The organism is Cupriavidus sp. C2SS-8b, from assembly GCF_057073745.1.
In genome coordinates, this window is record NZ_CP172716.1 from 784,760 (window position 1) to 798,359 (window position 13,600).

Consider the following 13,600-nt stretch of genomic DNA (forward strand, 5'->3'; position numbering starts at 1 on the left):
AACGACCTCATCCATGGAAATCGCACTTGCCTTGAAAGCCGTGATACTCGGCATCGTCGAAGGACTGACCGAGTTTCTGCCTATCTCGAGCACTGGTCATTTGATCTTGGCTGGCCAGCTGCTCGACTTCAATGATGAAAAGGGTAAGATCTTCGAGATCGTCATCCAGTTCGGCGCCATCCTGGCGGTCTGCTGGGAGTTTCGCCGGCGCATCGGCAACGTCTTGGCCGGGCTGACGACGGACCCGAAGGCACAGCGGTTCGCCATCAACGTTATCGTCGCGACGGTGCCGGCCATCGTGCTGGCGCTGGTGTTCGGCAAATGGATCAAGGCCCATCTGTTCAACCCGATCACGGTGGCGCTGGCCTTCATCGTCGGCGGTGTGGTGATCCTGCTGGCCGAATGGCGCGAGGGCCGGCGCGCCGTGGTGAGCAATCCGCGCGGCAATGCATTGCTGCAAGCCGCCAAGGCCGGTGCGCCGCGTATCGAATCAGTCGATGACCTGAACTGGCGTGATGCCCTGAAGGTCGGTCTTGCCCAGTGTTTTGCGCTGGTGCCAGGGACGTCGCGATCGGGTGCGACCATCATCGGCGGCATGCTGTTCGGCCTGTCGCGCCAGGTGGCGACCGAGTTCTCGTTCTTCCTTGCCATCCCCGTGATTTTCGGGGCGACGGTGTACGAGCTGTACAAAGCCCGCGCCTTGTTGTCCGCGGATGACCTCGGCATCTTCGGTATCGGTTTCGTCTTCGCCTTCCTGTCCGCGTTCCTTTGCGTGCGCTGGCTGCTGCGCTTCGTTGCCACGCACGACTTCAAGCCGTTTGCCTGGTACCGGATTGCGTTCGGCATCATCGTGCTGGCGACGGCGTACACCGGGCTCGTATCCTGGCACGCCTGATACGGCGAGAGCCGGATACAAAAAAGGCGTGGCCAACGTGCCACGCCTTTTTGTTTATGCTGATGGGCGTTGCTGAATCGTTCAGCCGCGCTTGCGGAACATGACATCCCAGACGCCATGCCCGAGCCGCACGCCGCGGCGCTCGAACTTGGTAATGGGACGGTATTCCGGCCGCTCCGAGAAGCCATCGGCTGCCGAGGAGGTGTTTTCCAGGGCCGGCTCGCCAGCCAGCACTTCCACCATCTGGTGTGCGTACTCTTCCCAGTCGGTCGCGCAATGGATGTATCCCCCCGGCTTCAGACGGCCGGCCAGCAGCTTCACGAGCGGCGGCTGCACCAGCCGGCGCTTGTTGTGGCGCTTCTTGTGCCACGGGTCGGGGAAGTAGATATGCACGCCATCGAGGCAATTCTCGGTCAGCATGTGCGCGATGACTTCCACGGCATCGTGCTGGATGATCCGGATGTTCTCGATCGCCCGTTCGCCCGCCAGCTTGAGCAGGGCACCCACGCCGGGTTCGTGCACTTCGCAGCCCAGGAAGTTGTCCTGCGGGCGCAACTGGGCAATATGCGCGGTGGTCTCGCCCATGCCGAAGCCGATTTCCAGGATAGACGGGGCGTGGCGGCCGAATGTGGCTTCCCAGTCCAGTGGCTCAGGGGCGTACGGCACGAGCAGGCGTGGGCCGACTTCATCAATGGCGCGCTGCTGGCCGGTGGAGGTGCGGCCGGCGCGGCGGACGAAGGAGCGGATGCGGCGGGGGTGGGCTACGCCTTCGGGGTCAGTTGGGGAGGGCGTTTCAACGTTCTCGCCACTTGGAACATCTTTAGTCGGGAAAGCTTCGGTACTGGGGTCTTGGGCAGGCATGGCAACGAGAAAGCCGCCTGGACGGCCGCTCGGGGTCTTGCGGCCGGCGGGACAGGCAATTTATGGCAAGGGATGCACCGCGTCGGCCATCAGGCGTCAGCCTTCGCGGCGGGCAGTTTGTTCGAATCTGCAGCATTCCGCGCGCGGCGCGGCTATGGAGAGGCGGAATTTTACCTGATCGATGGCATCTACCCGGCAGCGCCTTGCGGCACCGGCAGGGTGGCCTTCTTCTTGTCAATGAAACTCAAGAATGTGGCAATGCTCACGGCATAGAAGGGGAAGACTTCCCACCAAAGGAACACCACATCGGTCAGGCCGAGCACAAAAATGCCGCCGCATAAGGAGGCGCCCATGCAAGCCGCAGCACGGACTTCCTTGTCGCGGTGTCGGAGATCCCGCACGAAATAGTAGGCAGGCACCAGGTACAAGGCCAGCAAGGCGGCAATGCCAAACAAGCCCAGTCTGGCGGCATTGAACAGGAACTCGTTGTGCGAATGGGCAAAAACGGTGGCAGCCGGCGTAATGATCTTTCGATTTGCCAGATCTGCGAGGGCGTCGCGATACCTGTCGACGCCTACACCGAAAACAGGATGCTCACGGAAGATTACGACGGATCCCTGCCATAGCTGAAAACGGAAGCCAATGGAGGTCTCGACATTGGTGCCGGTTACGTACTGGTCGATATCATTGCGCGCGTCAGCAATGCGATCCTTGATCAGTTTGGCTTGGCTCATAGCGGCCACCAGTACCAGCGCAACCACGATTGTCATGCCCAGCTTGCGGCCCTTCGGCAGCACGCCACTGGAGAACAGCGCGATGCCACCAAACAGCGGTATGGTGATCCAGGCCCCGCGTGATTGGGAGATGTAGCTGCCATACAGGATTGCCGTTGCCGCCAAAACCTTGATCACGATTTCGGTCTTGCTTTGCTGCGAGCTCCAGCCAAGCGAAAACAAGCCGTACGCTCCCAGCACCATCGCCATTTCAATGAAGATGGTAATGGGTATAAAGTCCGTCAGATACCTTTCTTGCCCGCCATGGCTAAGTACCTGGATCTTGATGGTGGACAGGATTGCGCCCGCAACGAAGGCCCACTGCAAATGACGCAAATATCGCAGCGGCACATGGGAAACGGTCCAGAATACCAGCGCGAACAGGGCAAGTCTCGAGGGCGCATCGATGCTACGGATCGAGAATTGTTGCCTCGATATTTCGTTCGCCATGACTGCCATCATCGGTGCCGCCATGGCGATGGCAAGTGGCCAGTAACGCCTTACCTGCGCGAAAAATAGTCCGCTCTGCGATTTCCAGCGGTAAAGCAATACTGCGAGGCCCAGCACAATTAGCAGGCCATACAGCACGCCGGCCGCGCGATCCACGATCAGTGCGAGAATGTAGAAAGCAGCAAGGACAACTGCGGCAAGCCGGGCCAGGACGCGGATTACCGCGTCTTCCCGGTCCATCGAAACAACGCCGGACATTGAAGCGATTGAAGTGAGGCTTTGATCAAGTCGTTGAGTCATTCTCTTCTTGGTCTGCACTGACTTGCACAAAACTGTAGTTCCCAGTTGAAGATCGAAATCTTATGAGGACTTCAGTCTCTGCATCAGCCGCGATTTCAGGTAGCGGCAGTGCCAGTAGATACCTTTGGCAATTCGGTGTTGTGTGATCAGGAATTTGGAAAAGAGTTTCAGTTCTCGCGCTGTTCGCGGCCCGTCCAACGGTGACTCCGCCCATGGCGAACGCGACTGGATCTCCGTGAACAATTCCCGGATGTCATGCAAGCACCAGCTGTGCCAAGGCTTTACCGGTCCGGTAAAGTGCATGAAAACGTAAGGCTGTGAGACCTCCAGCCTGGTCTCGCCGCGCGTCAGGTAATCCACGAGGTGATATCGATAGTTCCACTTCGTATCAACATATCTGACCCGGCCATCGAGTGCGATGTTCAAGGCATCCTGGTCTGCAAATCGCATGTCCAGGGTTGCGAGAGCTTTCAACGCGACTTGCTGGACGTCGGCGGCCATCCAGTTCCGCACATCGATGTACATGACACCTGCATTGAAGTAGTGGCCATGTTTCAGCCCCAGTGCTGGAATCTGTGTGGTGACAGTCGTGTCCTTCTCATCGGCGACCGCCGCGGCGATGCAGTTTCCGAGATCGATGGCAAGCAGGTCTGACAGGTCGCCGAAGCAAAGCAGGTCGGCATCCAGGTACAACACCTGTTCCGCGATACCGTTCAGCGTCGATGGGATCAGCAAGCGGATAAAGGTGCCCAGCGAATGCTTGCTGAAACAGGGGAACTGGCGGAACTCGTCGAGAGCGGCCGTATCGAGCAGATGGAGTTGAATTGCCACGCCATACTGTTTCTCCAGCTTTTCAAGCTTCTCCCGATTGTCTGTCGTGATGGAGAAGGCGAAAACATGGAAAACGAAATCCAGCCCCGGATTGTTTTCGACAACGGATGTGATGGCTACACCCATGCCGCGGTAGTAGCCTGCATCGACGCCGAATGCCACATGGACCGGTTTCTTGCTGGCGTGCAGCACAGATACATCTCGCTGTTCAGATGGCACTTATCGTCCTCGGATAACGGGCGGACCGTGTGGGGCATGGATAACCCCGGCGAAAAACCAGGGTTGCGAATGCGGCAAAGATCACCCTCTGTGATGGAGGTGGCCGCAAGGTGGACTGTCTTCCTGCTGCCGATCGACCTGTCTGGGGCCGGCGGCACACGCCAAGAGCTTGGCAGTGGAGCGGGCGATGGGAATCGAACCCACGTCTTTAGCTTGGGAAGCTAAGGTAATGGCCATTATACGACGCCCGCCTTGGCATGCCTCTGGCATGACTTGGGGCCGAATTCTAGCATGATTTGCCACCGCTCCGTTGCAATTGCCAGACGTTTCAGCGGGAACGTTGCCCGTGGGGTGGCTGCACATTATGCTTGCCTGCAGCGGTGACGGCTGTCCAGATCCCGCCGCTGCTCAACACACAAGGGCTGACCGTGACCACCGACTTCCTCGCGCGTTTCGAAGCAGACTGCATCCCGCGCATCGTCGATGCGATCGCCCGCCTGTACCCGCATCGCTTGCAAGTCGAAGTCCTGCCGGGCACGCCGGCCGGCTGGCCTGCGCGCGTACGCATCCGCGGCCACGGCGCCCTGGAGTTGCAGCGTTTCACCCATTCACTCGATGTCACGCTGGCGTGGGACGGCCTGGAGGTCGAGGCGCTGTTTGCCGACGGCGGCCCGCAGCGCTTTGCCGGCTACCTGGCGGCCTTGCCGGCCAAGCTCAAGGCCTGGCAGGAGCCGCGCCATCTCGACTGGAGTTCGCTGTCGCAGGCCGCCCCTTCGGTGCTGATCGGCGGCCTGGATTTCGAGCACTGAGATGGCGATTTAGCCCACGCGCAGTCGGCAAATGGCGGTTTCGGCCTGGCCAGGCTCCAGCCAGCGCAGGCCCTGGCCGTTGTGGATGGCGTCAGGCAGGCCAAGCCATGGCTCGACGCAGTAGAAGTCCGATTCCGCGCTTTCCGACCAGGTGGTGACCGCATGCCAAGCGATGCTGCCCGGAACATCAAGGTCGATCGATAACGTTCTGTCCGGCATGGCCAGCGTGACAGGCCCGGTGCCTTGCAGCACATGGAACGTGTCTTGCAGCCGGTCATCGTCCAAAGCATAGGCGGACTCGCCCTTCGCCGCCGCCGTCAGCCGACCGTCCGGCTCCTGTCGTCGTCGCGCGGTTGGCGGCAGTCGCAGGCGACTCTCGCGCCGCTGCGCGGAGGGCAATCGAAGATAGAAATGGTGGCCCGCATAGTAGGGCAGACGCGTGTTGCCCCTGTTTTCCGTGCGCAGCGCCACTTCCAGTCCACCGTCGATCAGGCGGTAGTGCGCCTCGAAGCGGAACGCGTGCGGATAGCCGGTCCAGGTGCCGTCCGAGCCTTCCAGAGCCAAGGCGATGCTGCTGTCGTCGTTGCTGGCGACGGAAAAGGGCAGGTCGCGCGCAAAGCCATGCTGCGGCAATGCGCGGATGGCGCCATCCGCGTCGCGCCACTGGCCGGCCTGCCCGTCTACAAAGTGCCGTCCGATAAACGGAAACAACAGCGGATTTCCGCCGCGGATCTTCGCTGCGCGGCTCCAGTCGGCCTGGGCGGGCCAGTACAGAATGTCCTCCCCACGCAACACCCAGCGCACCAGCCGTCCGCCATGCCGCGGCGCGAGCAACAGGTAGTTTTCATCTTGCCCGATGCGGACCAGGTCCTGGTCCTGAAAGCGTTCGATGGGTAGCGAGGCCATGCTTTTGTCCGATGTTGGACTGCGCATTGTATGCGCCGTGGCTGCCCGCCGTGCTGAGTTGCCTCTATCCGCGTCAATCACGCATGTAGATCGTGTCGCGGACCAGCGGATAGACCTGGGTTTCCCACCGCCTGCCATTGAATACGCCATAGTGCCCCACGCCGGTTTGCACATGGTGCATGCGCAGGGTCGGGCGCAGGCTGCCACATAGGTCCTGGGCGGCCATGGTCTGGCCGATGGCGCAGATGTCGTCGCGCTCGCCTTCCACGGTCAGCAGTGCCGTGCGGCGGATGGCGCGCGTGGATACGAGGCGTCCGCCCACTTCCAGCAGTCCCTGCGCCAACAGGAAACGCTGGAATACCGTGCTGACAGTCTCAAGGTAGAACTCCGCCGTCAGGTCCATGGTCGCGAAGTATTCGACGTAGAAGTCCTGGATAGCATTGGCCTTCTCATGCTCGCCGCGCGAGCGCAGCGCGTGCATTTCGCGCAGCGCCTGATCGTGCCGTTCCAGGTTCATGCTCATGAAGGCCAGTAGTTGGACAAAGCCCGGGTAGACGCGGCGCAGACCGCCGGCAAAGCGAAGCGGGACGAAGCCGATCAGCCTGCTCTCGAACCACTCGATCGGGCGGGCCATGGCAAGTTCGTTGACCTTGGTCGGATTGACGCGCGCGTCGATCGGGCCTGCCATGAGCGTGAGGCTGGGCGGCTGGTCCGGGTCGTCGTCCTCGGCCATCAGCGCGGCAGCGGCCAGCGCGGCGACGGTTGGCTGGCAGACGGCGACCAGGTGCGTGTGTCCGCCAAGTGTGTGCATGAAGGCAATCAGGTGCCCGACGAACTCGTCGAAGCCAAAGCGGCCGGCAAGCAGCGGGATATCGCGCGGGTTGTGCCAGTCGGTAATGTAGACGTCATGGTCGGCCAGCATAGTCTGCGCGGTGCCGCGCAGCAGGCTGGCGAAGTGGCCGGACATCGGCGCAACCAGCAGCACGCGGGGCTGCCCGCCGATGCCGTGGCGGCGGAAATGCAGCAGCGAACAAAATGGCGTACGCGCGACGACTTCCTCGGAAACCTGCACGGGCACGCCATTGACGACTACGCTGTCAATACCGAAGTCGGGACGGTGGTGGGTCAGGCGTGCCAGCGCCAGGATTTCGCAGGCTGCCCATAGCGAACGCATGGAATCGGTACCGGCGGCACTCGGGTTGGTGGCAAGGATGGATGCGGTGAGACCGGCCAGCGTACAGCCCGGGTGCATCATGTCCGCGTAGGTCTGGTACGCCTGGTACAGCATGGCTCGCCTCCCGTGAATCCGTGGCCCCGCTATCCGCAATATATATGCCATCCGCATCAATGGTGGCACAAGCCTTGCAGGCCGCTCGGTCAGGTTGGCCCGAATGGAATGCTGGTGGCGTGGCAGGCGCACAGGCTTCACGCTGGTGCTGGTCCGCTGCACTGCATGGGTGCGTAGAGCCGGATGGCCGGTATCGTGCTGACCGCCGCGACGGGCGACAAGGAGGCGAGATGGGCAAGACCACACTCACCATCAGCAGCAAGACCTACTCTTCATGGTCGCTGCGCGGATGGCTGCTGGCGCGCTTTGCAGGCCTGGAGTTCGAGGAGGTGCTGGTGACGCCGGACGACCCGGCCGTGCGCGCGGAGATCCTGCTCCTCTCGCCATCGATCCTCGTGCCGTGCCTGCGCCATCAGGGCGTGACCGTTTGGGACACGCTGGCGATTGCCGAGTACCTTAACGAGATCTCTCCCAACGCAGGGCTGCTGCCCGACGACCGGACCGCACGCGCACATTGCCGCGCGATCTGTGGCGAGATGCATTCAGGCTTTGCCGCCATGCGCGCGGCATTGCCAATGAACCTCAAGGGGCAGTTCCCCGGCCTGAAAGTCTGGTCGCGCGCGCAGGCCGATATCGACCGCATCACCGCAATCTGGACCGAATGCCTGGAGCGGTATGGCGGCCCTTACCTGTTCGGCACCCGCACAATGGCCGACGCCATGTATGCGCCGGTGGTGACGCGCTTCGTCACGTATGGGGTCATGCTGGACCCGGTGCCCGTTGAGTACTGCAAGCAGATCCTGGCCATGCCGGAACTCCAAGAATGGATTGCCGCAGCCCGCGAGGAGCCCGACGAAATCAGCGAACTCGATGTCGAGTTCTGAGTTCGACGGGCGCGTACGGTGTCAGGCGGCGGAGGACTCCGCCTGCCGCGCCGCCAGGTATCGCGTGGCGTAGCCAAAGTACCAGTCCAGGCAGTCCGGGTTGGCCATGGCGTCGCGGTTCGCGATGCTGTCCGGCGCGTGTCCGAGAAACAGCTTCTTGATCGGCACTTCCATCTTCTTGCCCGACAGCGTGCGCGGCACCGCCGGCGCCTGGAGAATCTCGTTGGGGACGTGGCGGGACGACAGCGCGTCCCGGATGCGGCCGCGCAGCGTGTCGCGCAGGGCATCGTCCAGCACAACACCGTCGCGCAGTACCACGAACAGCGGCATGTAGGATTCACGGCCCAGGTACTCCAGGTCGACCACCATGCTGTCCAGCACCACGGGCAGTTCTTCCACCACGCGGTACAACTCGCTGGTGCCCATGCGGATGCCGTGCCGGTTGATGGTGGCGTCCGAACGGCCGTAGATGATGGCGCCCCCGCGCGCCGTGATCCTGATCCAGTCGCCGTGCCGCCAGACACCGGGGTAGGTGTCGAAGTAGCTGTCGCGGTAGCGCTTGCCATCGGCATCGCCCCACAGGAACAGCGGCATCGACGGCATGGGCTCGGTGCAGACCAGCTCGCCGACCTGGTCGATCAGCGCCTTGCCGCTGTCGTCGAAGGCTTCCACCCTGGCGCCGAGGCAGCGGCACTGCATCTCGCCCGAAACCACTGGCAGCAGCGGGCAGCCAGCGACGAAGGAGCCGGCGAAATCGGTGCCGCCGGACATGGGCGCCAGCCAGATATCGCTGCGCACGTGGCGGTAGATCCAGTCATAGGCTTCCACCGGCAGCGGCGAGCCGGTCGAGCCCAGTCCGCGCAGCCGCGACACATCGGCGATGCGCGCCGGCTCAACGCCGGCCTTCATGCAATTCGTGAAAAAGGCCGCGCCGGCGCCGAAGACGGTGACGCGCGCGTCGTCGACGAAGCGCCACAGCACGCCCGCATCGGGCCACGCCGGGTTGCCGTCATAGAGCGCGATGGTGGTGCCCAGCAGCAGCCCGGCGACCTGCGCATTCCACATGATCCAGCCGCTGCTGCTGTACCAGTGGAACACATCGTCGGGGCCGAGGTTGTTATGGAACGCCATCAGCTTGAGTTGCTCGATGACGATGCCGCCGTGGCCATGCACGATCGGCTTGGGCATGCCCGTCGTGCCCGACGAATAGACGATCCACAACGGATGGTCGAACGGCACGGACTCGATGGCCAGCGGGACGCCGTGGGACAGCACGTCGTGCCAGGCATGGGCGCTCACACCGTCGCGCGCCCGGACCGGGTTGCCCGTGTGCGGGACGATGACCACGTCGGTGAGCGACGGCAGGGCGGCAACGAGGTCCGCCACGACCGGCGCGCGGTCATAGTCCTTGCCGCCATAGCGGTAGCCGTCCACCGCGATCAGCACCTTCGGTTCGATCTGGCGGAAACGGTCGATCACGGCGACTTGTCCCATGTCCGGCGCGCAGCCCGACCAGATCGCGCCGAGACTTGCCGTGGCGAGGAAGGCGACGATCGTCGCGGGGATATTCGGCAGGTAGCCCGCCACGCGGTCGCCACGGCCGACGCCCATCTCGCGCAGTGCATGCGCGAGCGACGCGACCTGTGCTTCAAGCGCATCCCAGCTCACGTCTTCAAGCGGGCGATTCTCGCCCGCGTGGCGGATGGCTGCGCGCTGGCGGGCAGGCCCGCTGCCTGCGTGGCGGAACACCTGCTGCACGTAGTTCAGGCTGGCGCCTTCGAACCAGCGGGCGCCGGGCATGACGCGCCGGTCCAGCACGCGCTGCGCGGGCGTGTCGAAGCGCACGTCGAAGTACGCGCGCACCGCCTCCCAGAAGGTTTCGATCTCGGTGACCGACCACTGCCAGAGGCTGGCGTAGTCATCGAATGCGAGCCCTCGCTCATGCTGCAGCCAGCGCATGAACTGCGCGAGCTGGCTGCCGTCGCGGAATGCGGCGGAAGGCGTCCACATCAGTGTCCCTTCGGCGAGGGTGCTCATGTCTCCTCCTGATTCCCGTCTGGCGCGGGTATGGGATGGTGAGGTCGAGCGGGACGCTTGAGTCTGGCGCCGCCCCGCGTTTCAGCCTGACAGGATACTTGCGCCCGGGCTTACGCGCCGGCAGGGCGGTCGAAAAGGGTGGCCATCATGCCATCCACCCTGGCCTTGACGGCGGGGTCCATGCTGATCGTGCGGCCCCATTCGCGCGTGGTTTCCCCAGGCCACTTGTCGGTGGCGTCGATGCCCATCTTGGAGCCCAGCCCGGACACCGGCGACGCAAAATCCAGGTAATCGATCGGCGTGTTCTCCACCAGGACCGTGTCGCGCGCGGGATCGACGCGCGTGGTGATGGCCCAGATCACCTCCTTCCAGTCGCGCACGTCGATGTCGTCGTCCACGACCACGATGAACTTGGTGTACATGAACTGCCGCAGGAAGCTCCACACCCCGAACATCACGCGCTTGGCGTGGCCGGCGTACTGCTTCTTCATGCGCACCACCGCCATGCGGTAGCTGCAGCCTTCGGGCGGCAGGTAGAAGTCGGTGATTTCCGGGAACTGCTTTTGCAGCAGCGGCACGAACACCTCGTTGAGCGCCACGCCGAGCACCGCCGGTTCGTCGGGCGGCTTGCCGGTGTAGGTCGAGTGGTAGATCGGATCGCGCCGCATCGTGATGCGGTCGATGGTGAAGACCGGGAACCAGTCCTGCTCGTTGTAATAGCCGGTGTGGTCGCCATACGGCCCTTCGAGGGCGTGCTGATAACCCGACGGATGTTCCGGATCGGGCTGGATATGGCCTTCCAGCACGATTTCGGCCGAAGCCGGCACGCTCAGTTCGGACAGCGTCGGCGTCAGACATCCGGTCAGCGCCGTGCGGCTGCCGCGCAGCAGGCCGGCAAACTGGTATTCGGACAGCGTGTCCGGCACCGGCGTGACCGCGCCGAGGATCGTGGCCGGATCGGCGCCGAGCGCTACGGCGATCGGGAACGGCTTGCCGGGATTGGCCAGCCCGTGTTCGCGGAAATCGAGGGCGCCGCCCCGGTGGGCCAGCCAGCGCATGATGACCTGGTTGCGGCTGATCACCTGCTGGCGATAGATGCCCAGGTTCTGCCGCTTCTTGTGCGGCCCCTTGGTGACCACCAGCCCCCACGTGATCAGTGGCGCGGCATCGCCGGGCCAGCAGGTCTGGATCGGCAGGCGCGCCAGGTCCACGTCATTGCCCTCCCACACGATCTCCTGGCACGCGGGGCTGCTGACGCGTTTGGGCGCCATGTCCCATACGGATTTGGCCAGCGTGAACAGCTTGCCAGCCTCGCGCAGTCCGCGCGGCGGCTCTGGCTCCTTCAGGGCCGACAGCACCCGGCCGATGTCGCGCAGGTCCTCCAGCGACTCCGCGCCCATGCCCAGGGCCACCCTGCGCGTCGTCCCGAACAGATTGGCCAGCACCGGAACGTTATAGATACCGTCCCGGCCGCCCGCGCCTGCCGGGCGCTCGAACAGGACGGCCGGCCCGCCGGCACGCAGCAGCCGGTCGCAGATCTCGGTCATCTCCAGGTCGGGAGACACTGGCGTGCTGACGCGCCGCAGCTCTCCTTGTTGCTCAAGCTGGTGGATAAAGTCGCGCAAGTCTTTGTATTGCATAGTGAATTCTGGTCCTGATGCGGCCTTGCGGCAGCGCCGGTACGCCATCGTGGTGTGTGCCACGATACACACGCGCAGGCGTCCCGGCAAAAAAATAGTTTGTTTGCGCCAGCGCAAATTGTAAGTTTTTTGACCGAAAAGGCGTCGCGAAGATCGGGACGGGCCTAGGCCAGGCTTAGGATTCCCGCTGTTCAAGTGGCGCCAATCCGACCTCGCACGGCTTGTTACTAATAACTAAAAGTAGCGTTATAAGAAATCGTTATGCTTGACTGGTTATAAAACGGTTCCTACAATCGCGTCTGCTCGATGGAATGTTGTGTTGCAACATGGAATCTGCCCTTGTGTCAAGGGGCGCACATAAAAATTTGTGAGCAAAAGATTCCTCCATCCAGACCGCGTGGGCCCCTGAGGTCCGACCCGGTCGCCCTCTGGCGGCTCGCCGGAGCGTTGAGTTGTCCGTGGCAGGGCGTGCTCCCCCAAGAGCGTGCCCTGTTTCTAGTTGGGCGCATGGGGAGCGCCCACCAACAGGTGCTGGTTGCCACTGCTAGGCAGCGCAGCATCCTTACTTGAGTACGTTGAGATCGGGTGCGTGCAGTTGTCTGGCGCGCACAGCGGGCAACGGATGGAGGTAAGCATGAGCGGTTGGAAAACCCTTCATCTTCCCGGCATCGGGCGGGCATTGCAGGTCCGCCTCCGAACGCCGGTACCCGGAGTGAATCGGGCATTTCAGTTCCGATTTGCGCATCCGGTCGCGGGCCGCGCCTTGCGCGGGGGCCGCACAACCTTGAAGTACGTCCTGAACAGTCTGGGCGTGGTATCGGTCGTTTCGGCCGTCTCGCTGTCGCTGAGCCAGGAATGGCGCACCACGCTGGCGGCCATGCTGGCCGGCGACGAAGCGCCGGCCGTGCTGGTGGGTGCCGCGGCACCCGCGCCTGTGCCGGTCATCGCCAGCACTGCCGTGCCTTCGAGTTCGGCGGACGTGGCGGCGGCCAAGCTCGTTCGTGGCCACGCTGGCCTGCCGAGCGTCTCGGGCGTGGATGAATGGAGCGTGGCGTCCGCCGCCAAGGTGCCATCCGTGGCCCACCTGGCGGCCCAGATCCCGGTGACCCGCGTGGCGCTCGACGCCCGCAGCACCAGCACGCTCGGCACCGCGCGCGAACAGGCGGCCGTGGCCGACTACATCGCGCGCAAGTACCGCGTGGCGGCGCAGGCCACCGCGCAACTGGTCAAGGCTGCCTACATGACGGGGCGCGAGGTCGGCATCGATCCGCTGCTGATCCTGGGCGTGATCGCGATCGAGTCCAGCTTCAACCCGTATGCCGAAAGCGGCGTCGGCGCGCAGGGCCTGATGCAGGTCATGACCAAGGTGCACCAGGACAAGTACGAAGCTGTCGGCGGCGTGGCCGCCGCACTGAATCCGTACGCCAACATCAAGATCGGCGCGCTGGTGCTGAAGGACTGCATCGCCCGTGCCGGTTCGATCGAAGGCGGCCTGAAGTACTACGTGGGCGCCACCACCAATACCGACGGCGGCTACGGCGCCAAGGTGCTGGCCGAGCGTGCGCGTCTGCGCCAGCTGCTGGGCGTGCGCGTGGCCAACGCGCAGGCCGACAAGGCAGGCGACGGCAAGTCGCAGCCGGAGCACCACCAGACCGGCGAGAAGCTGGAGGCGGCAAGCAATACGCAGCAGAGCGCCTGAGGCGTCGT

Annotated in this window: 11 protein-coding genes and 1 tRNA gene; 4 read left to right on the forward strand and 8 right to left on the reverse strand. The window is 63.5% G+C overall.

The window, feature by feature from the left end:
• Positions 1 to 13: 13 nt before the first annotated feature.
• The gene (locus ACIGJB_RS03555) at positions 14 to 895 is read left to right on the forward strand and encodes an undecaprenyl-diphosphate phosphatase (protein ID WP_483731427.1); all 882 of its coding nucleotides are present in this window, start codon (positions 14 to 16) and stop codon (positions 893 to 895) included.
• Positions 896 to 976: 81 nt separating this feature from the next.
• Here the strand turns inward: ACIGJB_RS03555 and trmB are convergent, their stop codons facing one another.
• The 4 genes from trmB to ACIGJB_RS03575 all read right to left on the reverse strand — a co-directional run bounded on the left by trmB (position 977) and on the right by ACIGJB_RS03575 (position 4,580).
• Positions 977 to 1,756 carry a tRNA (guanosine(46)-N7)-methyltransferase TrmB gene (gene trmB, locus ACIGJB_RS03560; RefSeq protein WP_483731428.1) on the reverse strand — a complete coding sequence of 260 codons (780 nt, stop codon included), beginning with the start codon at positions 1,754 to 1,756 and terminating at the stop codon, positions 977 to 979.
• A 188-nt stretch (positions 1,757 to 1,944) separates the two neighbouring features.
• Positions 1,945 to 3,279: an O-antigen ligase family protein gene (locus tag ACIGJB_RS03565; protein ID WP_483731429.1), complete on the reverse strand. Its 1,335-nt coding sequence runs from the start codon at positions 3,277 to 3,279 to the stop codon at positions 1,945 to 1,947.
• 60 nt (positions 3,280 to 3,339) lie between these two features.
• The gene (locus tag ACIGJB_RS03570) at positions 3,340 to 4,329 is read right to left on the reverse strand and encodes a glycosyltransferase family 8 protein (RefSeq protein WP_483731430.1); all 990 of its coding nucleotides are present in this window, start codon (positions 4,327 to 4,329) and stop codon (positions 3,340 to 3,342) included.
• A gap of 176 nt (positions 4,330 to 4,505) precedes the next feature.
• Positions 4,506 to 4,580, reverse strand: a tRNA-Gly gene (locus ACIGJB_RS03575).
• Positions 4,581 to 4,757: 177 nt separating this feature from the next.
• Here ACIGJB_RS03575 and ACIGJB_RS03580 point away from each other — a divergent pair.
• Positions 4,758 to 5,138 carry a DUF5594 family protein gene (locus tag ACIGJB_RS03580; protein WP_483732248.1) on the forward strand — a complete coding sequence of 127 codons (381 nt, stop codon included), beginning with the start codon at positions 4,758 to 4,760 and terminating at the stop codon, positions 5,136 to 5,138.
• 9 nt (positions 5,139 to 5,147) lie between these two features.
• Here the strand turns inward: ACIGJB_RS03580 and ACIGJB_RS03585 are convergent, their stop codons facing one another.
• Together ACIGJB_RS03585 and ACIGJB_RS03590 are read right to left on the reverse strand one after the other, a co-directional pair.
• Complete coding sequence (locus ACIGJB_RS03585) at positions 5,148 to 6,044, reverse strand: aldose epimerase family protein (protein ID WP_483732249.1); 897 nt, start codon at positions 6,042 to 6,044, stop codon at positions 5,148 to 5,150.
• 73 nt (positions 6,045 to 6,117) lie between these two features.
• The gene (locus tag ACIGJB_RS03590) at positions 6,118 to 7,332 is read right to left on the reverse strand and encodes a polyhydroxyalkanoate depolymerase (RefSeq protein WP_483731431.1); all 1,215 of its coding nucleotides are present in this window, start codon (positions 7,330 to 7,332) and stop codon (positions 6,118 to 6,120) included.
• A gap of 230 nt (positions 7,333 to 7,562) precedes the next feature.
• Between ACIGJB_RS03590 and ACIGJB_RS03595 the strand changes: the two genes are divergently transcribed.
• Positions 7,563 to 8,216 carry a glutathione S-transferase family protein gene (locus ACIGJB_RS03595; protein WP_483731432.1) on the forward strand — a complete coding sequence of 218 codons (654 nt, stop codon included), beginning with the start codon at positions 7,563 to 7,565 and terminating at the stop codon, positions 8,214 to 8,216.
• Between the two features lie 21 nt (positions 8,217 to 8,237).
• Here ACIGJB_RS03595 and ACIGJB_RS03600 read toward each other — a convergent pair whose 3' ends face one another.
• Positions 8,238 to 10,253, reverse strand: coding sequence for an acetoacetate--CoA ligase (locus ACIGJB_RS03600; RefSeq protein WP_483731433.1), 2,016 nt, complete (start codon positions 10,251 to 10,253; stop codon positions 8,238 to 8,240).
• Between the two features lie 110 nt (positions 10,254 to 10,363).
• Positions 10,364 to 11,893 (reverse strand): 4-hydroxy-3-polyprenylbenzoate decarboxylase, encoded by a 1,530-nt coding sequence (ubiD, locus tag ACIGJB_RS03605; protein ID WP_483731434.1) that lies wholly within the window; start codon positions 11,891 to 11,893, stop codon positions 10,364 to 10,366.
• Between the two features lie 634 nt (positions 11,894 to 12,527).
• Here ubiD and ACIGJB_RS03610 point away from each other — a divergent pair.
• Entirely contained in the window at positions 12,528 to 13,592 is a 1,065-nt protein-coding gene (locus ACIGJB_RS03610) for a transglycosylase SLT domain-containing protein (RefSeq protein WP_483731435.1), read from the forward strand.
• The last annotated feature ends 8 nt before the right edge of the window (positions 13,593 to 13,600 follow it).